Here is an 18,246-nt window from a genome sequence, read left to right as displayed (position 1 = left end):
GCCGTCTGAAAACGGAGGAAAATATGAGAAATACAGAGTTACTGATACCAGCCAGCAGTCTGGAAGTGTTAAAGACTGCGGTTCTTTACGGGGCGGACGCAGTGTACATCGGAGGAGAAATGTACGGGCTTCGCGCCAAAGCGAAGAATTTTCCGAAAGAAGATATGGAGGAAGGCATCCGGTTTGCCTACAGCCGCGGTGTGAAAGTGTATGTCACGGCGAACATTGTGGCTCACAACGGAGATTTGAAAGGCATCCGGGAGTATTTTACAGAGTTAAAAGCCATGGAGCCGGATGCGCTGATTATTTCAGATCCGGGCGTGTTTACCATTGCACGGGAAGTGTGCCCGGAGATCGATGTGCATATCAGCACTCAGGCCAACAGCACCAACTACGCCACGTATAATTTCTGGTATGCTCAGGGGGCCAGCCGGGTGGTAGCGGCCAGGGAACTGTCCCTTTATGAGTTGAAGGAGATACGGGAGCACATCCCGGAGGAGATGGAGATTGAAGCTTTTGTACACGGTGCCATGTGCATTTCCCATTCCGGACGTTGCCTGCTCAGCAGCTATTTTACCGGACGCAACGCCAATATGGGCGCCTGTACCCATCCATGCCGCTGGAAATACTATGTCATGGAAGAAAGCCGGCCGGGAGAGTTTTTGCCGGTAGAGGAAAATGAGAGGGGCACGTACATTTTCAATTCCAAGGATCTGTGCATGATCGAGCATGTGCCGGATCTCATTGAAGCCGGTGTGGACAGCTTCAAGATTGAAGGCAGAATGAAAACGGCCCTCTATGTGGCGGCAGTTACAAGAACGTACCGGAGAGCCATCGATGATTACCGGAAATCACCGGAACTTTATCAGCAGAATCTCGATTATTACCGGGAGGAGATCGCTAAATGTACTTACCGGCAGTTTACCACGGGATTTTATTATGGTAAAACGGATGAAAATGCCCAGATTTACGATGCTAACACTTACATCAAAGAATACACTTATATTGGCATTGTCCAGGAGACAGACGAGAGAGGGTTTGTAAAGATCTATCAGAGAAATAAATTTTCTGTCGGGGAAGAAATTGAAATCATGCTTCCTGACGGGACAAACCTTGAGCGGAAGGTTCTTGCCATGGAAGATGAGAACCGTCAGCCGGTGGAATCCGCTCCACATCCGAAACAGGAGATATGGATCGATTTCGGAGAGCCCCTCAAAGAAGGATGGCTGCTCCGTCGGAAAGAATAGCTGCCGGCGCACAGGCGGCCTGTCTGCCCGTGTATCTGGCAGACGGGGAAAACTGTCTGGCGGACGAAAAACCGCCGGCAGAAAATGAACAGAAAATGTGGAACAGTGTCCATCCTGTGCGGCATATACTGATAAGGAACACGGGTTTCGGAGCTTTACATGCGGTCATTCAAGAAGCCTTTGAAGGCAGAGGAAGAGAGAAAGTATCTGAAAATGTACCGTGATGGAGATGAGACAGCGAAAGAAAAGCTGATTGAACATAATCTGAGACTGGTAGCGCATATCGTGAAGAAGTATAACTCTCAGGACCGGGACCTGGATGATTTGATTTCAATCGGAACCATCGGCCTCATAAAGGCCGTCAACACCTTTGATGAAAAGAAAGGCGGCCGTCTGGTGACCTACGCCGCAAGATGCATAGAAAATGAGCTTCTCATGATGCTCCGGCAGGAAAAAAAGCTTCTCAGAGAGGTTTCTCTTTACGAGCCCATCGGGACGGACCAGGAGGGGAATCACATCAGCCTTCTGGATATCATCTGTACGGATGAGGCGGCCATGATCGAGCAGTTTATCCACAGGCATTATCTCGGACAGCTTGGCGGGATGGTGGATCGTCTTTCAGATCCGAGGGAAAAGGAGATCATCATAAAACGTTATGGCCTCATGGGAGGAGAGCCGCGTACTCAGAAAGAGGTGGCGGCGGAACTTGGCATTTCCCGTTCTTACGTGAGCCGTATTGAGAAGCGGGCGCTTCAGAAGCTGAAAGAGTGTTATGAGGAGCGGATGTGACTGTGAGAATGAGGAACGGCCGTACAAAAAGGCTGTATCTGCCTTGTCAGGCAGCCACAATAATTTAGGAGAAAATTATGTTTGAATCACTATATCCTGACAAATATCAAAAATCTACCTATGAAATTAATTTTGAGCAGTTATATGAACAGGGCTTTCGGGGCATCCTTTTTGATATCGACAATACCCTCGTTCCCCACGGAGCGCCGGCGGATGAACGCGCCATAGAGCTGTTCCGGCGGCTTCATGCTCTGGGCTTTAAGACCTGCCTTATCTCCAACAATAAGGAGCCGCGGGTGAAAAGTTTCTGTGAGCAGGTGGATTCCATGTACATTTATAAGGCGGGAAAACCTCTGCCGAAGGGATATACAGAAGGAATCCGGCGGATGGGAACGAGAAAAGAGAACACGCTTTTTGTGGGCGATCAGATATTCACAGATGTTCTCGGAGCAAAACGTGCCGGTATCTACACGATTCTGGTGGGACCTATTCATCCGAAGGAAGAAATACAGATTGTCCTCAAACGATATCTGGAAAAAATCGTTCTTCATTTCTATTTTAGAACTCTTAAGAAAAAAAGAGTTGAAAAATAGGGTCTTTTATTATAAAATGAGTTGTAAGAATGATTTAGAACAGTTGTAAGGAGGATTTCAGATATGATTTCTGCAGGCGATTTTAAGAACGGCTTGACCATTGAAGTAGAAGGAAATGTATATCAGATTGTTGAATTTCAGCATGTAAAACCTGGAAAGGGAGCAGCCTTCGTAAGAACGAAGATGAAGAACATCAAGAGCGGCGGTGTTGTTGAGAAGACCTTCCGTCCGACTGAGAAGTTCCCGCAGGCGCATATCGAGAGAAAAGAGATGCAGTATTTATATACAGACGGTGACTTATATTATTTCATGGACGGAGAGACATTTGATCAGATTGGTCTTAATCAGGATGCCATTGGTGATGCCCTGAAGTTTGTTCGTGAGAACGATAACGTGACAATGGTTTCCCACAACGGAGAGATTTTCGCAGTGGAACCGCCAATGTTCGTGGAACTGGAAGTTACAGAATGCGAGCCGGGAGAGAAAGGCAACACAGCAACCGGCGCAACCAAACCATGTACTGTAGAGACTGGCGCAGTCGTATACGTACCGCTCTTTGTTAATCTTGGTGACAAGTTAAAGATTGATACAAGAACCGGAGAATACTTATCAAGAGTATAATTTTTACATGTAAAGAGAAACACATACAGGCGAAAATCAATCCTTGATTTTCGCTTTTTACTTTTATCCAGAGTACCTGTTTTGTGGTGTTTGGAACAGATTATAAAGAGAACATAAGAACAGCGGTATGTTCAGGAGGTTAATATGAAAAAAGGTGTAATGAAATATTTGCAGTATGCGGTGGTTCTGGTAATAGTCGTCGTTTTGTTATGCGGCATTTTTTCCATCTTAAAGAGACTGACCGGAACGTCATCCACCGATGATCTGAGCACAGGAGGTTCTGGTCAGCAGTCAGAGAAGAATATAGAAGAGGAAGCGGACAACAGTGTGCCGATCACGGATTTATCCGTGGGAGCACCGGCTACCAACATCCGTGTGGGAGAAACCATGCAGCTGGATATCTCCTATGAGCCGAAAAACGCTACCAACACGAAGCTGGAATGGAGCTGCAGTGAAGAGGGGCTGGTGTCCGTATCCGAGGATGGCGTTTTGACACCGGCAGAAAACAGTGCGAAACATACCGTGGAAGTGACGGCGAAAACGACGGACGGTTCTGATCTTTCCACGACTTTTGAACTGAGAATTTATCCGGAAATTGATCCGTCCAAACCGATGGTGGCCATCACCATGGATGACGGTCCGAATCCGGATACCACAAATAAGATTCTTGATGTCTTTGAAGACAATTATGCCAAGGCTACTTTCTTCTGTCTTGGAGAAAATGCCGGCTACTATCCGGAAACTGTCCAGAGAGAATATGAGCTGGGCATGGAAGTGGGAACTCACACCCAGAGCCATAAGCAGCTTACGACTTTGTCCGGTTCTGAGTTGACCAATGAGATTCAGGAATCCGTGGACGCCATTAAAAAGGCTACCGGTGTAGCGCCGATACTGATGCGTCCGCCATACGGAGCTATCAATAAAGAAGTTTTGGCAGAAGCCAAAAAACAGGGCCTTTGCGCGGTGAACTGGTCTCTCGATACGGAAGACTGGAAGACAAAGAACGCGGATGACACCTATAAGATGGTCATGACTGCCACCGATGGAGATGTGGTCCTTCTCCACGATATCCATGAGTATAATATCAATGCGGTAGAGCGTTTTGTGCCGGATTTGATCGCGGAGGGCTACCAGCTGGTGACTGTCTCCGAGATGTACGCAGCCAGAGGAGAGACTCTGGATCCGGGAACCATTCATTACCGCACGGATCCTACCACAGAGGCAGCGCCGGAAACCACGGCGGCCGGAGATGAGGACGGCGCAGCAGCCGGTACAGCTTCTGGCAGCACAGCCGATGAGGATGATGATACTGCGGCTGCAACAACTGCAGCAGAATAAGTGCATGAAAGAAAGGACAGCGGGGGAGAACTTTGTGAAATGACAAATGAACGATATCAAAAAGGACGATATCATAATGACTACAGTCCCCGTTACCAGGAACCTTATGATATCTACGAAAAGGCGAAGCTTCATATGAAGAAGCGTCGGAAAGAGGAAAAAAGGCGAAAAGAAGAGACGGAAAAATAAAGTACCAGAACAGAGAAAAGGGCGAAGCCAAAATGAAGCTTCGCCCTTTTTCTGAAATGCGCATGTTCGGAATCTGTAATATATTTTTATTTCATGTCAGTGTGATGCATTTCGTTTTGACGGTGTCAATCTTTCTGTCTCTGCTGGAATATGAACATGGCCAGCGATGCCAGGATAATAATTCCGTAACCGATGAAACTCAGATAGTCCGGAATCTGCCCCAGGAAAATAAATCCCAGCGCAGTGGCAAAGATGATCTGCGAATAATCGTAGATGGAGATATCTCGTGCCGGTGCATAGGTGTATGCCGCCGTGATGGTAAACTGTCCTCCGCTGGCAGACAGTCCCGCCAGAAGCAGGCAGCCCAGCTGGTAAAGACTCATGGGATGAAAATCAAAAATCAGGTATGGCAGTGTCACCAGACAGGAAAAAGCCGAGAAAAAGAGAACGATAAACGGTCCCTTCACGCCGTGGGTCCCGAGAATCCGCACATAAGTATAGGCGATACCGGCGCCCAGACCGCCCAGAAGTCCGATGAAGGCCGGCAGTGATGTCGTAAACATTCCCAGTCCCGGCTTGATAATAAAAAGACTGCCAATAAATGCCGTGATCACGCAGACCGCCGCGAACGGATGAACCTTTTCCTTTAATAAAATCAGGGAAAACAGGATTGCGAAAAACGGCGACAGCTTATTGAGAATCGACGCGTCTGCCAGCACCAGATGGTCGATGGCGTAATAATTGCACAGGATTCCCATGGTGCCGAAAATGGAACGCAGCAAAAGTGGTTTCAGCGTTCCCTTCGGTACTTTAATGGGCGTGTGGCTTCTTCGAAGCGCGATCAACGCAAAAAACACTGCCACAAAATTCCGGAAAAAACTCTTCTCAATGGAAGGCAGATCTCCTGCAAACCGCACCATCATATTCATCAGTGCGAAACAGAATGCGGAACAGATGATCAGCACAATTCCTTTGTTTTTCTGACTCATAAAGCATCTTCCTTCTTGTAAAATAATTTTAACTTCTGTATTATTATATGCATTTCTTTTTCCGGATGCAAGAGCATCGATTTGGAAGTGTTTATAATCTGCTTTATATTATTAAAATCACTATCCCTGCAAAGAACTTGCCAGTACGAGTTCTGTCTGTTATAATGTACTACAAATAAAGAATACAAATGCGCAAACAAAAAAGGGGATGAGCGAAAATGAAAAAAATGATACGGATTGTTTCCTGCGTTATTTTATCATTGATAGTACTGATTATGGCAGTGATGATTTATAGTGGCTATTTTCGGGACAGGCATCAGGGAAAAAACGAATCTATTGCTCCGGAACATAGTTCCGATACTTCCCATACAGCCGCCGCCGGTTCACCGGAAACGGGGACCGAAGAGAAAAATATTATCCTGGATATATCCTCGGATTTTGAGTTCGCGTACAGATGCGGCACGGTGGAAGAGCTGAAGAGCCACTCCGATATAATTATAAAAGGGACGGTCATGGCGCGGCGGCCGTGGGTCAATGATGAGGCGACCATCGGTACCGATTACACAGTGCAGGTGGAAGAATGTTACCGGGGAGAAATGAAAAAGGGAGATACTGTTACTGTCAGCAATCTGGGCGGCGACATACTGGCCCGGGAATATTTTGAGAAACAGGATGATCCAAAGGCAGAAGAGTTCAGAGAAGAGATGGAGAAAGATCCTGACAATACTTACGTGCGTTTTCTCTGTGACGGAGCCTGGCTGCCGGAAGAAGGAAAAACATATTTCTGGTTTTTGGAGGCAGATACAGAGCAAGAAAACGTGATCTATAATCCGGTGAATGTTTATGAGGGTATTTATCTGATAGAAGGAGAAAATGTCAACCGTTATATGCCGGATGCAGCGGAAATACCGGGGGCGGCAAATTTCGAAAATCAGATGTCCTTGTCGGAGATGGAGCAGCGCATCATAGATGGAACAGAAAATCAATTTGTAGATAAAAATAAATATTTTCCGGAAACTATCTGTAAAAAGTAAGCTTTTTTACCGGGGATAAACGGCAAAAAAGGGGAAAGCTTTAAAAAATTTTGTTGAAATTAAAAAGTGGAAATGTTATTATATATTATAATAGTACTAATAAATTGTAATATGAAGAGAGGGTGCGCATTTGAGAACAAGATTAAGTCAGACAGAGCATGAAATTATGGAATTTTTCTGGGACGCGCAGAAAGAATACGATTTCAAAGAATTAATGCAGCATTTTAATGAAGACGGCGGCAAAGAGTGGAAGAAGCAGACCCTTAATACATTTTTAAGCCGGCTTCTGGATAAGGGCCTTTTAAAACGCCGGATGGAAGGAAGAAAAGCCTATTATCGTTACCGGCTGGACCGGAAGCAGTACGAGCAGGAGAAGGCGAAAGAAGTGTTGGAGAACGGCTATGACGGTAAAATCTCCCACTTTATCGCGGCGCTGACCGGAAACGACAGCATCTCAGACGCTGACGAGCAGGAACTGATGGAGTATATTCAGAAAATGTAATACTATGTATGAAGATAATCGCTTACAATGCTGTTTATTCACAAAATTGTAAGAGATTTTTTGTTGCTTTTCTGCAGAAGGTAATATCAGATGAAAACACGCCAAATAGTAAATATTGTTTTTTTGTCTCGGTGCTACGTTTGTATTTTGCAAAAAATTTCTTTTTATTATCGATGGTAAAAAGGGGAACTTTGATAAAATTAAATCTTGGCTGACAGGAGTACAAATTCCTCTTAGCTACACGTGGAGTCAGAAAGGATCAAGAAAATAATCAATATGAATAAATTAAAAAAGTTGTTTTCTTTAAAACGGATTTTGTTATTTAGCATACTTCTCATCCTGGGTAGTTTTATACAAAAATCTTCACCGGTTATACATCCTGATACTCCGTTCATCTATGAATTTGGAATAGCACTTCCGTGGGTGTGTATTTATATGGATAAGGGGTATGGTTTGCTATATTTTTGGGAATGTTTGTTCCATAAAGGATATTTGGGAATAGAAATCTTTCCACAATACATCCTGCTATGCGCTGTGGTTCTCGATCTTCTGCTTTCTTTTAAGAATTGGAAACAATTCATAAAATCGTAAGAGATTGTTTTCGTTTTTGTGATCAAGTTTCGGGGGATTAATGCTATACTTTCAGTATTAGCGCGCTGTCGTATCTGTATCGTTTCGCAAGAGAAGGCAGTACGCTGAAACTATTTTGTACGAAAGAGAGAGGAAAGTATGGCGTTGCAGATGGCGATGACTCTGGCTGGTACATTTCCGGTGCTGGGGTATATGTTTGTGAAAAAAATATATGGGGAGAAAATCAGGGCGCGGTATTACGTGTATATGCTTCGGCTGGCTGTCCTGTTTTTTCTGTGTCCGTTTCAATATTTTAAATTTTATCTTCCGGTGTCATGGATAGAAGTTTTCGACATTCAGCTTTACTGGGACGTGCTTATGAAGAAGCTGTTCGGGTATTCTTTTGTGAGTATTCGCTCGGGCGACGGATTTTATTATATTATTTCTGAGAAATATTTTTATCTGTGGATTCTCTGGTTTGTTATCGTTGCGGCAGGGCTGCTGATCTATCTGTTCTGGTATTTGTATATGAAGCGGAAGATCATGCGACACAGCGTGGAGCGGGAAGTTTCAGGAAGAGGCCCGGCTGTGCAGGACCGGAAGGAAAACAGGAAGAATCGATTGTGGCGGGAAAGGACGGTCAAAATATATAAAAATGACAAGGTGAACGGCCCCTGTACCATCGGCTGGCTGCGGCCGGGTATCCTGCTTCCTGACCGCGAATATGAGGAATCAGAGATGGAATGGATCCATTTTCACGAGATGACGCACATCCGGCACAGAGACATTTTCTGGAAGCTGCTGTGCATCCTTGTGTGTATTCTTCACTGGTATAATCCGTTTGCCTGGTATTTACTCTGTCAGTACGGCAAAATGAGTGAATATTATTGTGATGAGAAATGTATGGAAGGCAGGAGCATGGAGGAGAAAAAAGACTACGCCATGTTTCTTGTGTGGGAAGCGGTGGATAAAAAAGCCGGTGCGCCTGTCAATTATCTGTCGGAAAGAGGAAAGAAAATGAAGGAAAGAATCCGTTTTATATTATACGGAGGTAAAAAGAAAAGAATGGCTGTACTGACCGTCGGCGTTCTGGTACTCTGTTTGAGCAGCCTGTCAGTGTTTGCTTATATGCCGCCGTATGAAGATCTGGATCCGATGGAAGAAAATGGATATTATCTCAATGAATTTGAGATGAAAGAAATGGAGTTAGACACCGATCTTAATTATGATTTCAGCCACAGCGACATACTGTATTTTGATGAAGATGGAAATCCTGTTTCGGGCGTGGAAGAAAGAAATGTACAGCCATACACAAATTGCAGCCACAGCAGAACAGAAAAATACAAGAAGGTGAAACATATCCGACTGGATAACGGCGGCTGCAAGGTGAAGGAGATTGAAATTACAAAATGTAAAAACTGCGGAGCAATTGTGAAAAAAGAAGTTTTGTCCGTGACGAAGCGGAAGAAATGCCCGCACTGAATCAATTATAAACAATATAACAAAAATCAGATGCAAAAAAGATATGGCGTAGTAGTCATATCTTTTTTTCTTGACGATGAAAAATGATTGTACTACAATATAATTAGTACAAGTAATACATAAGAGCGAAGAGAGGGATGATGATATGAAAAATGATAGGGATTTATAAGATGTATTGCAATTCGAACTGAAAAGCAGTAAGAATTATGCAGTAGCAAGGTTTGAGCGAAGAATCGTGAAAGGATGTGTGTTGAATGATATTAAAAAAGAGGATGTTATTCGGATTGATTGGAAGTTTTGTCTTGTCGTTTTCTATGAGAATACAGGCGGCTGATATAAAAAATGTTCCGAACTATATGCAGCCAGATTCTGTGATTATTTATGATAATGAATTGAATTATCAATGTGAGAAAGGAGGAGAAGCAGATAACTCCAAGCAGGAGATTAGCGATGTTGAGCCTTTTCCGGGAATGAAAGCGGTTTATGATGATGAAGGATTATTAAGAAATGTGTATTATCCTGATGGAGATGGGGGTTATCAATTAAGTCCTCCGATTACCACTTATAATAATACTGGAGTCAGAAAAAAGGGATCAGGTAAATGGGAGTATGGTAAATGTTTTTTGAACTTTAAAGCAGATAAAGTTGTTGGAAAGGGACAAATCACTTACTATGGAAAGCCGGATGAGCCGAGTAAGACAAAGTTTAAAGGCGATCACAATGTAAATGGAAAACCATATTATTTAAAAATGGGAGATTGTGCTACAAAATGGAAAGGTGATGATGTTCCAACTGGAGTAAAAGTAAAGGCAAAAAATTTAAAAAATAATAAAGTAAAAACATTTAAAAAAGAAGATTGTGGGGAACTTCCAAACGCTATTTTAGATATTTTTGAAGATGGTACATGGTCCAACAAAGGAATCTGTGGCCTGACAGTTGGAGGTGTTAAAGATAGCGTAGATAACGGAAAGATAGTACATTCATATACTGTGCAATAATCTATATGGCAGGAAAAGGACATTTGTTAATACAATAGTGTTTATTTCCTGCCAATACTATATGAATGAGAATATTAATATATATTGTTTTGGAGGATAATAAAAAATGGTATGTAAAATGAAAAATTGTTTTAAACTGACTTTTGCTATTCTTGTGCTTTTGCTATTGTGTGTTGGTTGTGATATGGGCGGAAATTCAGAAAAAATGCAACCGGAAAGTAACACTGAGGAAAAACAGAAGGAAGAGAGAAATGTTTTGATAGACAATGGATATTTGTCTATTAACTATACTACCAGTGATGATTCCGTGGCTTCAGGGCGGATGATGAATATGTATACATATGATCTGGCAACGGGTGAGTTGACGAACCGTGCGAAGATTCCTTATGATTCTGGCTATGCTCTTGGGGTAACAGATTTGTCTAAGAATAAAGTGTATTATAGCAAGATGGTGGGACGAGATGTAAGGCAGGTAGATCGCTTACATGAATATAATTTGGAAACCAAAAAATCGATATGCCTGGAGGAAGAAAATTGTGCCTACAATGATATTGTTCCCATAGATAATAAATTATTGGTGACAACTGTTCCAGTGCACGCGATAGGAACTGCCATGTTTGATCTGAATTCGGGACAGTTTACCTATTTGTATAACAAAATTTTGAATGAAGATGGTTATGAGGATTTTCCATATGAAACGCAACCGATTGCGTTAAATTATAATTTTAAATATGGAACATTTGTCAATGTAAGCTGCAAGGAAAAGGCGTTGTATAACTTGAAAGTCAGAAGTGGCAAGAAACCTTTAAAATACCATATTTCACTGGTGGATAAGGATTTTAATGTAAAAGGGGATTTTGTGATTGAAGTGAAGTCTTTGTTGAAAAGCGATATTCAGGCTGCGGTTCAGATTACAGACCATACAGTAATGGTCGTAGAGAGGTTCGATGTCAATGAAAAGAAAAAGGGGGTAGAGTCAGAATACAAATATTATATGATTGATTACGAAAAACAAACCTGCAAAGAGATAGAATCTCCTTTTCCTAATATGAAATATGTGAGGAGTATGATAACGGTAGACGAAGGGAAAAGTTATTACATAAAGGGTGATAATTGGAATGGCGATTCGGGACTCTTTTATTATGACTGCGTAACCAATGAACTGAACCCCATCTTACTAGATTATTATGATTATGAGAACGATGTGGATAATCATGTGGTGAATTTTTGTCTGGTAGAAAAATGAGGTAGAAAGAAAGGGTGTGCTTTGAGGGGAGCAGCAATGAAATGTGGTTATTGTGGCCGGGAAATGCTTAAAGGGTACATTCCAACTCCTGCTATCGAATGGATTCCCGCATACGGTAAGAGTAAGATGAGGTATACAGGAGAAAAGGAAGAGGGGTTTCGCCTGGGGAAACAGCATTTTTTTGATATGAAAAAACAGCCGGCATGGTATTGTCCGGCCTGTGATGTGATTACGATTGACTGTAAATGTACAGAATAAAGAGAAGGAAGGATCGTCTGGTCCTTCCTTTTCTTTGCCAAAATATCTGACAAAACAGAAAAATAAAGATAAAATGAGAAAACAAGAGAAAAAAAGAGATAATAAAATATATTTAAAAATATACAGAAAAATAGAGCTTTTTACCGTTTGCAATTATAAGGGAAAAAATCTATTATATGTATTAGCAATTAGCACTCATCAAAATTGAGTGCTAACAATCAAAAAAGATAACAATAGAAGAATTTGTATAGGAGGCATTATTATGAAGTTAGTACCATTAGCGGACAGAGTAGTTTTAAAACAGCTTGAGGCTGAGACAAAGACAAAAACCGGTATTATCCTTACCAGCTCCGCACAGGAGAAGCCACAGGAGGCAGAGGTTGTCGCTGTTGGCCCTGGAACGGATGATGTGAAGATGGAAGTATCCGTCGGACAGAAGGTTATCTATTCTAAATACGCCGGAACTAACGTAAAGATGGATGAAGAAGAATATATCATCGTAAAACAGAGTGATATTCTGGCAGTTGTTGAATATTAGAAGAATCGTATAAAACAGGAGGAATGATTATCATGGCAAAACAGATTAAATATGGCGTTGACGCCAGAAAAGCTTTGGAAGCAGGCGTAAATCAGTTAGCAGATACCGTAAGAGTCACATTGGGACCGAAAGGACGTAATGTTGTACTGGATAAAAGCTTTGGCGCTCCGTTGATCACCAACGACGGTGTTACCATCGCAAAAGATATTGAACTGGAAGATGCTTTTGAGAACATGGGCGCACAGATCGTAAAAGAAGTTGCCACAAAGACCAATGATGTGGCTGGTGACGGTACTACAACCGCTACTGTTCTTGCACAGGCTATGATCAATGCCGGTATGAAGAACCTGGCAGCAGGCGCTAATCCGATCATCTTAAGAAAAGGTATGAAGAAAGCAACAGACGCTGCTGTTGAGGCTATCAGCAAAATGAGCCAGCAGGTTGGCGGCAAAGAGCAGATCGCGAAGGTTGCATCTATTTCTGCCGGTGACGAACAGGTTGGACAGCTGGTTGCAGACGCCATGGAGAAAGTTTCCAAAGACGGCGTTATCACTATTGAAGAATCCAAGACCATGCTCACAGAGCTTGACCTGGTAGAAGGTATGCAGTTTGACCGTGGATACATTTCCGCATACATGGCAACAGATATGGAAAAAATGGTTGCTGAACTGGAAGATCCATATATCCTGATCACAGACAAGAAGATCAGCAATATCCAGGAAATCCTTCCGTTATTAGAGCAGATCGTACAGAGCGGAGCAAAACTCCTGATCATCGCTGAAGATATCGAGGGTGAGGCTCTGACCACATTGATCGTTAATAAATTAAGAGGAACCTTCTCCGTTGTCGGTGTGAAAGCTCCTGGCTACGGCGACAGAAGAAAAGCAATGCTTGAAGATATCGCTATCCTGACAGGCGGCACCGTTATTTCCGAGGAAGTCGGCCTTGAATTAAAAGACGCTACCATGGATATGCTCGGACGTGCAAAATCCGTTAAAGTTGAAAAAGAGAATACCGTTATCGTTGACGGTCTGGGTGATAAAGATGCTATCCAGGCAAGAATCGGCCAGATTAAGAGCCAGATTGAAACCACAACTTCTGATTTCGACAGAGAAAAATTACAGGAGAGACTGGCTAAATTATCCGGCGGCGTAGCTGTTATCCGTGTAGGTGCTGCTACTGAGACAGAGATGAAAGAAGCAAAACTTCGTCTGGAAGATGCTCTGGCAGCCACAAAAGCAGCTGTTGAGGAAGGTATCATCGCCGGCGGCGGATCTGCTTACATCCACGCAGCTAAAACTGTAAAAGAGATGACAAAAGATTTATCCGGTGACGAGAAGACAGGCGCTGAGATCGTTCTCAAAGCTCTGGAAGCTCCTCTGTACCACATCGCAGCCAATGCAGGACTGGAAGGCTCCGTAATCATCAACAAAGTTTACGAGAGCGAAGTTGGCACAGGTTTCGATGCCCTGACAGAGACTTACGTTGACATGATCAAATCCGGTATCATCGACCCTGCCAAAGTTACAAGAAGCGCACTGCAGAACGCTACAAGCGTAGCTTCCACATTACTGACCACAGAATCTGTTGTGGCTGATATCAAGGAAGAGACACCTGCAGCAGGAGCTCCGGCCGGCGGAATGGGAATGATGTAATGTAACTATTCAGCCATGCGCCTTCAGAGCGAAAAATAGCGTTGCAAGTTTACTTGCAGAAGCATTTTTGCTCTGAAAGGCATATGGCGCTTAGCCAAAACTGAGGATTTAGCTGCGTAAGCAGCGGAAAAGCAGCGATAGCTGCGAATCCGAAGTGGATGGCTGAATAGTGCGAAAGTCCGGCAGATGCGGGAGCGCAAGGCGCGTAGTATCTGGCTTTCGTCACAAAATCCCGGACAGCGGCTGAAAACACAAATAAATAAAATAAAATCAGGAGATGCGTGGTTTATCCCGCATCTCCTGATTTAGTTTTGGCGGAACTTTTTATGATGTAAAAGCCTCCCTGCGCTGATGGTTGCGTTTACCTGGGAAAATTGGTAAAATGATAATAAAATATGTACAGGGAGGGAAAGACATGATTGTAAAGCAGGTTACCGTTCGGGTAGAGAACCGAGAAGGCAAGTTAAAAGAAGTGATGGATATTCTTGGAAAGGAGAATATCAATGTGGAAGCTCTGAGTATGGCGGATACCGTGACACGGCTGATTCTTCCGAATCCGGAACAGGTGGCGGAAATTCTCCGCAGCCACAAATATCAGGTGGAACTTACGGATGTGCTTCGGATCCGCATTCCTTCCCGGGCAGGCGCGCTCTCTGATATGTTGGTGGCTTTTGCCGGAGAAGGTATCAATCTGGAATATATGTATGCCTTTGCCACCGGAAAAGGCGACGAGATGATTCTGCGTCCGTCGGATGTGGAGAAGGCGGACCGTCTCCTGAAGGAATATGTGGAGGATTAGAAAGGGATGTATATGAAAAAATTTCTGGCGGTGTTGAGTGTGTCAGCGGTGCTGACCCTCTCCGGATGCAGTACAGTACGGGAAATTATGGCTTCCGGGGAATCGGTGATCAATACTGCCGAGGAGTTGTATCAACAGGTAGAGAATTCTTTAAAGGAGGGAAAAGAAGAGGTCGCGTTTGTGACGGAGGAACTTTCGCAGGATGATTTGAATGTGCTCAATCAGGAACATGACGGTTTTTATGGCAGTGTGACGCAGTATGAGATCAAGACTGTGAAGATGCTGGACCGCTCCTATGTGACGCTTTCCTGCGATATCAGCGATAATTATTATGTGGAGGAAGCGCTCCTCGATGGAGGGGAGATTCCGGAGGAACGCAGTCAGGCGGCGGAACTTAAGAAGGTCTGTGAAGGTATCCTTGCGGATCTTTCCAAAGAAAAGTCAGCCTACAAAAAAGAGAAAAAGATTCATGATTATCTGGTGAAAAATGTGGCTTACGGATATCCGGAAGGTGTGGATTCTGAGGACAGCACCGCTTACAATGCCTATGGCGCCCTGGTACAGGGAAAGGCGGTCTGCAACGGCTATGCTCAGGCCATGAAGCTGCTCTGTGATCTGAGCGGCGTGGAATGTGAACTGATCACCGGGACGGCAGACGGGGAGAATCATGCGTGGAACCTGATCCGTCTGGATGATGATCAATGGTATCACGTGGATGTGACCTGGGATGATCCGGAACCTGATGACCCGGACAGACTTTTGTATTCTTATTTTAATCTCAATGATACGCAGATGGCGCAGAGCCACGCCTGGGAGGCTGCGGATTTTGTGCCGGCGGAAGGGACAAAATACCAATATTACAGAAAGAATGATCTGTATTGTGAGAATATGGATGCTTTTGAAGCAAAATGTAAGGAAATATTTGCGGATGATACGCCGGACAGTGTCCAGGTGATGGTGGGAGATTACAACGAAGCCACATATTCGGAGGCAAATCTGCAATTCATTTTTGAATACAGCGGCGCAAAATACGTACATTTGCAGACCATAGGAGAGGCGCCGTATACGACGTTATACTTTACTTTGGATTACTGACAAAAGAGGGGCTGCCAGTGCGGCGTATGCTGTGGGGATGGCTGCTTACTCAGAAAGGATTACAGAAAATATGGAAGATTTTTTTAGGGAACTGGAAGAAAGTCTGCGGGGTGAGGTGCCGGAGAGTGAGATCAGAGATTCTCTGAATTATTATCGCCAGTACTTTGAGGAACAGAAAGCCATGGGTTATAGTGAGAGTGAGATCGTAACCTCGCTGGGAAGTCCGAGGCTTATTGCCAGATCTATCATTGACGCCCGGGAGGCGGTCAGCGGACAGGACAGGCAGGCGGATTATGGCGGACAGGACAGTTATTATAATGGTGGACAGAGCGGCCGGTACGGCGGAAGCCAGAGAGGATATTATGGCGGCAGCCGGGAAAGTCAGGGCGGTTATTATGACTCCGAAGAGGGGCGTTATAACAGTTATGAGGATGAACAGGCGAATCTTCGGATAAAGAAGGTGGGTGGTCTCAAGCTTGTTTTCGGGATTATCCTTATTCTGATCATTCTCGGATTGCTGATTCGGGTATTGCTGCCGGTGGTGGTCGTACTGATTCCGGTGCTGATTGTTCTTCGTTTGATCCGCGGCAGCCGGTAAAAAATATAGAGGAGCGATATATGATTGACGTAAGACAGCTGAAAGAAGCGGTAAAAGCAGGAAAAGAAGAATACAGCCGGATCCGGCGGGAGTTCCACCGGATTCCGGAACTTGGTATGGAAGAAGTGGAAACTACGGAAATGATCTGCCGGTATCTGGAAAGGATGGGTGTCGTACCCCATCATCTGGAGCCTTCCGGCGCCTTTGCTTATATTGGCCCGGAAATGGGATTTACCATTGCCCTTCGCGCGGATATTGACGGGCTGCCGGTGACGGAGGAGACCGGGGTAAAGTACGCCTCCGTACATCCGGGGCGGATGCATGCCTGCGGCCACGACGGCCACATCGCCGGACTTTTAGGAGCGGCGGAGATTCTGAAACAACGAGAGGAGAAACTTTCTGTCCGGGTCAAACTGATCTTTCAGCCTTCGGAGGAGAATACTCTCGGCGCGGCGCATATCCTCGCTCAAGGTGTGCTTTCCGATGTGGATGTTATTTTCGGACTGCACTTGTTTTCCGATATGAAGACGGGGGATGTGTCCATAGAAGCGGGTCCCCGGATGGCGCAGACGGACCGTTTTTCCATTACCTTTGAGGGGAAGGGCGGTCATGCCGGGAAGCCTCACCAGTGCGTGGACGCTACAGTGATGGCAGCGGACTTCGTGATGAGTGTCCAGAGTATTGTATCCAGAGAGGTCGATCCGGCGGACAGCGCAGTCGTGACTATCGGTTCCCTCCATTCAGGCAGTCAGTATAATGTCATAGCAGGCACGGCACAGGCGGAAGGGACCTGCAGGAGTTTTCGGGAAGAGACGGCCCTTCGCCTGAAAGAGGCAGTGGAAGCCAGAGCAGAACATATCGCCGCGTATTATGGCGGAAAAGCGGATATCACCTATCATTACGGTTCTCATCCGCCGCTGGTCAATGACGCGTCCCTGACAGCGTGCATTGCTCCGGAGGCAGAACGGTTTCTGGAAAGGAAACTTTGCCATGTGCCGCCGCTGATGCTGGGGGAGGATTTTTCCTGGTACCAGACAAAGGTTCCCGGTGTGTTTGCCTTTGTGGGATGCGGGGATCCGGAGAAAGAATGTTTTCCAAATCATCATCCTTGTTTTGCCATTGATGAGAGAGCTCTTGCCGATGCGGTGCTTCTTCATCTTTCGGCTGTTTCTGCGGCGGAGAAGCTGGCGGAAAAAGAAGCAAAGACAGATGTATAAAATGCATCGACAGTTCAAATAATAGAATTAATTATATTTTTTGAAAAAAACAGAAAAAAGAGTCATTTTCTTGTTGACAGCAGAGAACTTTTGTAATATAATAAGTTTCGTTGAGTGATGTGGGATCTTAGCTCAGCTGGGAGAGCATCTGCCTTACAAGCAGAGGGTCATAGGTTCGAGCCCTATAGGTCCCACTTTTTCATCACATGGCGGGATAGCTCAGTTGGCTAGAGCACACGGTTCATACCCGTGGTGTCGCTGGTTCAAATCCAGTTCCCGCTATTTTTTGTTATCTGGGAGAGCATATCTGCATGGCGGGTATGCTTTTTTTGTTTCATAGAAAGCTGTGTTTCCGTGAAACAAAAAACGCTCCGTGAAGATCGCATTGTGGCGGATGGAAAGATGTCGCGGAAGCGATCTGCCGCAGGCGGAGAATTCTGCAAAGCAGGATTCATTCTTATTGCATGAGAATGACAGAATCATAGAAA

The 18,246-nt window shown here is 44.6% G+C and carries 20 protein-coding genes and 2 tRNA genes; 21 read left to right on the top strand and 1 reads right to left on the bottom strand.

Translation table 11 applies throughout. The annotated features are described in order from the left end of the window. The first annotated feature begins 23 nt into the window (after positions 1-23). The 6 genes from B5E53_RS02715 (at position 24) to B5E53_RS19065 (ending at position 4,777) form a co-directional block, all read left to right on the top strand. Complete coding sequence (locus tag B5E53_RS02715; RefSeq protein ID WP_087312630.1) at positions 24-1,247, top strand: U32 family peptidase; 1,224 nt, start codon at positions 24-26, stop codon at positions 1,245-1,247. Positions 1,248-1,406: 159 nt separating this feature from the next. After that, positions 1,407-2,036 carry an RNA polymerase sporulation sigma factor SigK gene (gene sigK / locus B5E53_RS02705; RefSeq protein WP_087312499.1) on the top strand — a complete coding sequence of 210 codons (630 nt, stop codon included), beginning with the start codon at positions 1,407-1,409 and terminating at the stop codon, positions 2,034-2,036. 77 nt (positions 2,037-2,113) lie between these two features. Beyond that, complete coding sequence (locus B5E53_RS02700; RefSeq protein ID WP_087312498.1) at positions 2,114-2,629, top strand: YqeG family HAD IIIA-type phosphatase; 516 nt, start codon at positions 2,114-2,116, stop codon at positions 2,627-2,629. 63 nt (positions 2,630-2,692) lie between these two features. Continuing rightward, positions 2,693-3,250: an elongation factor P gene (gene efp / locus B5E53_RS02695; RefSeq protein ID WP_087312497.1), complete on the top strand. Its 558-nt coding sequence runs from the start codon at positions 2,693-2,695 to the stop codon at positions 3,248-3,250. Positions 3,251-3,394: 144 nt separating this feature from the next. Next, entirely contained in the window at positions 3,395-4,588 is a 1,194-nt protein-coding gene (locus B5E53_RS02690) for a polysaccharide deacetylase family protein (protein ID WP_087312496.1), read from the top strand. Between the two features lie 39 nt (positions 4,589-4,627). Next, positions 4,628-4,777, top strand: coding sequence for a hypothetical protein (locus tag B5E53_RS19065; RefSeq protein ID WP_162611762.1), 150 nt, complete (start codon positions 4,628-4,630; stop codon positions 4,775-4,777). Positions 4,778-4,902: 125 nt separating this feature from the next. Here the strand turns inward: B5E53_RS19065 and B5E53_RS02680 are convergent, their stop codons facing one another. Then, positions 4,903-5,766, bottom strand: coding sequence for a DMT family transporter (locus B5E53_RS02680; RefSeq protein WP_087312494.1), 864 nt, complete (start codon positions 5,764-5,766; stop codon positions 4,903-4,905). Between the two features lie 218 nt (positions 5,767-5,984). Between B5E53_RS02680 and B5E53_RS02675 the strand changes: the two genes are divergently transcribed. The 15 genes from B5E53_RS02675 to B5E53_RS02605 all read left to right on the top strand — a co-directional run bounded on the left by B5E53_RS02675 (position 5,985) and on the right by B5E53_RS02605 (position 18,040). Then, positions 5,985-6,800, top strand: coding sequence for a hypothetical protein (locus tag B5E53_RS02675; RefSeq protein ID WP_087312493.1), 816 nt, complete (start codon positions 5,985-5,987; stop codon positions 6,798-6,800). A 130-nt stretch (positions 6,801-6,930) separates the two neighbouring features. After that, on the top strand, positions 6,931-7,302 hold the full coding sequence (locus B5E53_RS02670) for a BlaI/MecI/CopY family transcriptional regulator (protein ID WP_087312492.1): 372 nt from the start codon (positions 6,931-6,933) through the stop codon (positions 7,300-7,302). A gap of 729 nt (positions 7,303-8,031) precedes the next feature. Next, positions 8,032-9,354 (top strand): M56 family metallopeptidase, encoded by a 1,323-nt coding sequence (locus tag B5E53_RS02660; protein WP_087312490.1) that lies wholly within the window; start codon positions 8,032-8,034, stop codon positions 9,352-9,354. A gap of 254 nt (positions 9,355-9,608) precedes the next feature. Beyond that, positions 9,609-10,352 (top strand): hypothetical protein, encoded by a 744-nt coding sequence (locus B5E53_RS02655; RefSeq protein WP_087312489.1) that lies wholly within the window; start codon positions 9,609-9,611, stop codon positions 10,350-10,352. Positions 10,353-10,458: 106 nt separating this feature from the next. Further along, positions 10,459-11,598, top strand: coding sequence for a hypothetical protein (locus B5E53_RS02650; RefSeq protein ID WP_087312488.1), 1,140 nt, complete (start codon positions 10,459-10,461; stop codon positions 11,596-11,598). 36 nt (positions 11,599-11,634) lie between these two features. After that, the gene (locus B5E53_RS02645; protein WP_087312487.1) at positions 11,635-11,856 is read left to right on the top strand and encodes a PF20097 family protein; all 222 of its coding nucleotides are present in this window, start codon (positions 11,635-11,637) and stop codon (positions 11,854-11,856) included. Positions 11,857-11,890: 34 nt separating this feature from the next. Continuing rightward, positions 11,891-12,064 (top strand): hypothetical protein, encoded by a 174-nt coding sequence (locus tag B5E53_RS19060; protein WP_162611761.1) that lies wholly within the window; start codon positions 11,891-11,893, stop codon positions 12,062-12,064. A 54-nt stretch (positions 12,065-12,118) separates the two neighbouring features. Beyond that, positions 12,119-12,394, top strand: coding sequence for a co-chaperone GroES (locus B5E53_RS02640; RefSeq protein ID WP_087312486.1), 276 nt, complete (start codon positions 12,119-12,121; stop codon positions 12,392-12,394). A 32-nt stretch (positions 12,395-12,426) separates the two neighbouring features. After that, positions 12,427-14,049, top strand: a complete 1,623-nt coding sequence (gene groL, locus B5E53_RS02635; RefSeq protein ID WP_087312485.1) for a chaperonin GroEL — start codon at positions 12,427-12,429, stop codon at positions 14,047-14,049. Between the two features lie 415 nt (positions 14,050-14,464). Continuing rightward, positions 14,465-14,848 (top strand): hypothetical protein, encoded by a 384-nt coding sequence (locus B5E53_RS02630; protein ID WP_087312484.1) that lies wholly within the window; start codon positions 14,465-14,467, stop codon positions 14,846-14,848. 6 nt (positions 14,849-14,854) lie between these two features. Continuing rightward, entirely contained in the window at positions 14,855-15,943 is a 1,089-nt protein-coding gene (locus B5E53_RS02625) for a transglutaminase domain-containing protein (RefSeq protein WP_087312483.1), read from the top strand. 70 nt (positions 15,944-16,013) lie between these two features. Beyond that, positions 16,014-16,541: a DUF1700 domain-containing protein gene (locus tag B5E53_RS02620; protein WP_162611760.1), complete on the top strand. Its 528-nt coding sequence runs from the start codon at positions 16,014-16,016 to the stop codon at positions 16,539-16,541. A 20-nt stretch (positions 16,542-16,561) separates the two neighbouring features. Continuing rightward, a complete protein-coding gene (locus B5E53_RS02615; RefSeq protein ID WP_087312481.1) occupies positions 16,562-17,758 on the top strand; it encodes an amidohydrolase in 1,197 nt (398 codons plus the stop codon). Between the two features lie 121 nt (positions 17,759-17,879). Then, positions 17,880-17,952, top strand: a tRNA-Val gene (locus B5E53_RS02610). Positions 17,953-17,966: 14 nt separating this feature from the next. Then, a tRNA-Met gene (locus tag B5E53_RS02605) sits at positions 17,967-18,040 on the top strand. The last annotated feature ends 206 nt before the right edge of the window (positions 18,041-18,246 follow it).

Origin of the sequence: Eubacterium sp. An11 (assembly GCF_002161065.1) — a bacterium.
Classification (GTDB): Bacteria; Bacillota; Clostridia; order Lachnospirales; family Lachnospiraceae; genus Anaerobutyricum; species Anaerobutyricum faecale.
Note: the sequence above shows the minus strand (reverse complement) of the source record. Positions and strands in the feature narration are given on the sequence as shown.

What these genes read in the sequence shown, in the direction of transcription:
- B5E53_RS02715 (WP_087312630.1), top strand. Translation starts at nt 24, where the DNA reads ATGAGAAATACAGAGTTACTGATACCAGCCAGCAGTCTGGAAGTGTTA.
- sigK (WP_087312499.1), top strand. Translation starts at nt 1,407, where the DNA reads ATGCGGTCATTCAAGAAGCCTTTGAAGGCAGAGGAAGAGAGAAAGTAT.
- B5E53_RS02700 (WP_087312498.1), top strand. Translation starts at nt 2,114, where the DNA reads ATGTTTGAATCACTATATCCTGACAAATATCAAAAATCTACCTATGAA.
- efp (WP_087312497.1), top strand. Translation starts at nt 2,693, where the DNA reads ATGATTTCTGCAGGCGATTTTAAGAACGGCTTGACCATTGAAGTAGAA.
- B5E53_RS02690 (WP_087312496.1), top strand. Translation starts at nt 3,395, where the DNA reads ATGAAAAAAGGTGTAATGAAATATTTGCAGTATGCGGTGGTTCTGGTA.
- B5E53_RS19065 (WP_162611762.1), top strand. Translation starts at nt 4,628, where the DNA reads ATGACAAATGAACGATATCAAAAAGGACGATATCATAATGACTACAGT.
- B5E53_RS02680 (WP_087312494.1), bottom strand. Translation starts at nt 5,766, where the DNA reads ATGAGTCAGAAAAACAAAGGAATTGTGCTGATCATCTGTTCCGCATTC.
- B5E53_RS02675 (WP_087312493.1), top strand. Translation starts at nt 5,985, where the DNA reads ATGAAAAAAATGATACGGATTGTTTCCTGCGTTATTTTATCATTGATA.
- B5E53_RS02660 (WP_087312490.1), top strand. Translation starts at nt 8,032, where the DNA reads ATGGCGTTGCAGATGGCGATGACTCTGGCTGGTACATTTCCGGTGCTG.
- B5E53_RS02655 (WP_087312489.1), top strand. Translation starts at nt 9,609, where the DNA reads ATGATATTAAAAAAGAGGATGTTATTCGGATTGATTGGAAGTTTTGTC.
- B5E53_RS02650 (WP_087312488.1), top strand. Translation starts at nt 10,459, where the DNA reads ATGGTATGTAAAATGAAAAATTGTTTTAAACTGACTTTTGCTATTCTT.
- B5E53_RS02645 (WP_087312487.1), top strand. Translation starts at nt 11,635, where the DNA reads ATGAAATGTGGTTATTGTGGCCGGGAAATGCTTAAAGGGTACATTCCA.
- B5E53_RS02640 (WP_087312486.1), top strand. Translation starts at nt 12,119, where the DNA reads ATGAAGTTAGTACCATTAGCGGACAGAGTAGTTTTAAAACAGCTTGAG.
- groL (WP_087312485.1), top strand. Translation starts at nt 12,427, where the DNA reads ATGGCAAAACAGATTAAATATGGCGTTGACGCCAGAAAAGCTTTGGAA.
- B5E53_RS02630 (WP_087312484.1), top strand. Translation starts at nt 14,465, where the DNA reads ATGATTGTAAAGCAGGTTACCGTTCGGGTAGAGAACCGAGAAGGCAAG.
- B5E53_RS02625 (WP_087312483.1), top strand. Translation starts at nt 14,855, where the DNA reads ATGTATATGAAAAAATTTCTGGCGGTGTTGAGTGTGTCAGCGGTGCTG.
- B5E53_RS02620 (WP_162611760.1), top strand. Translation starts at nt 16,014, where the DNA reads ATGGAAGATTTTTTTAGGGAACTGGAAGAAAGTCTGCGGGGTGAGGTG.
- B5E53_RS02615 (WP_087312481.1), top strand. Translation starts at nt 16,562, where the DNA reads ATGATTGACGTAAGACAGCTGAAAGAAGCGGTAAAAGCAGGAAAAGAA.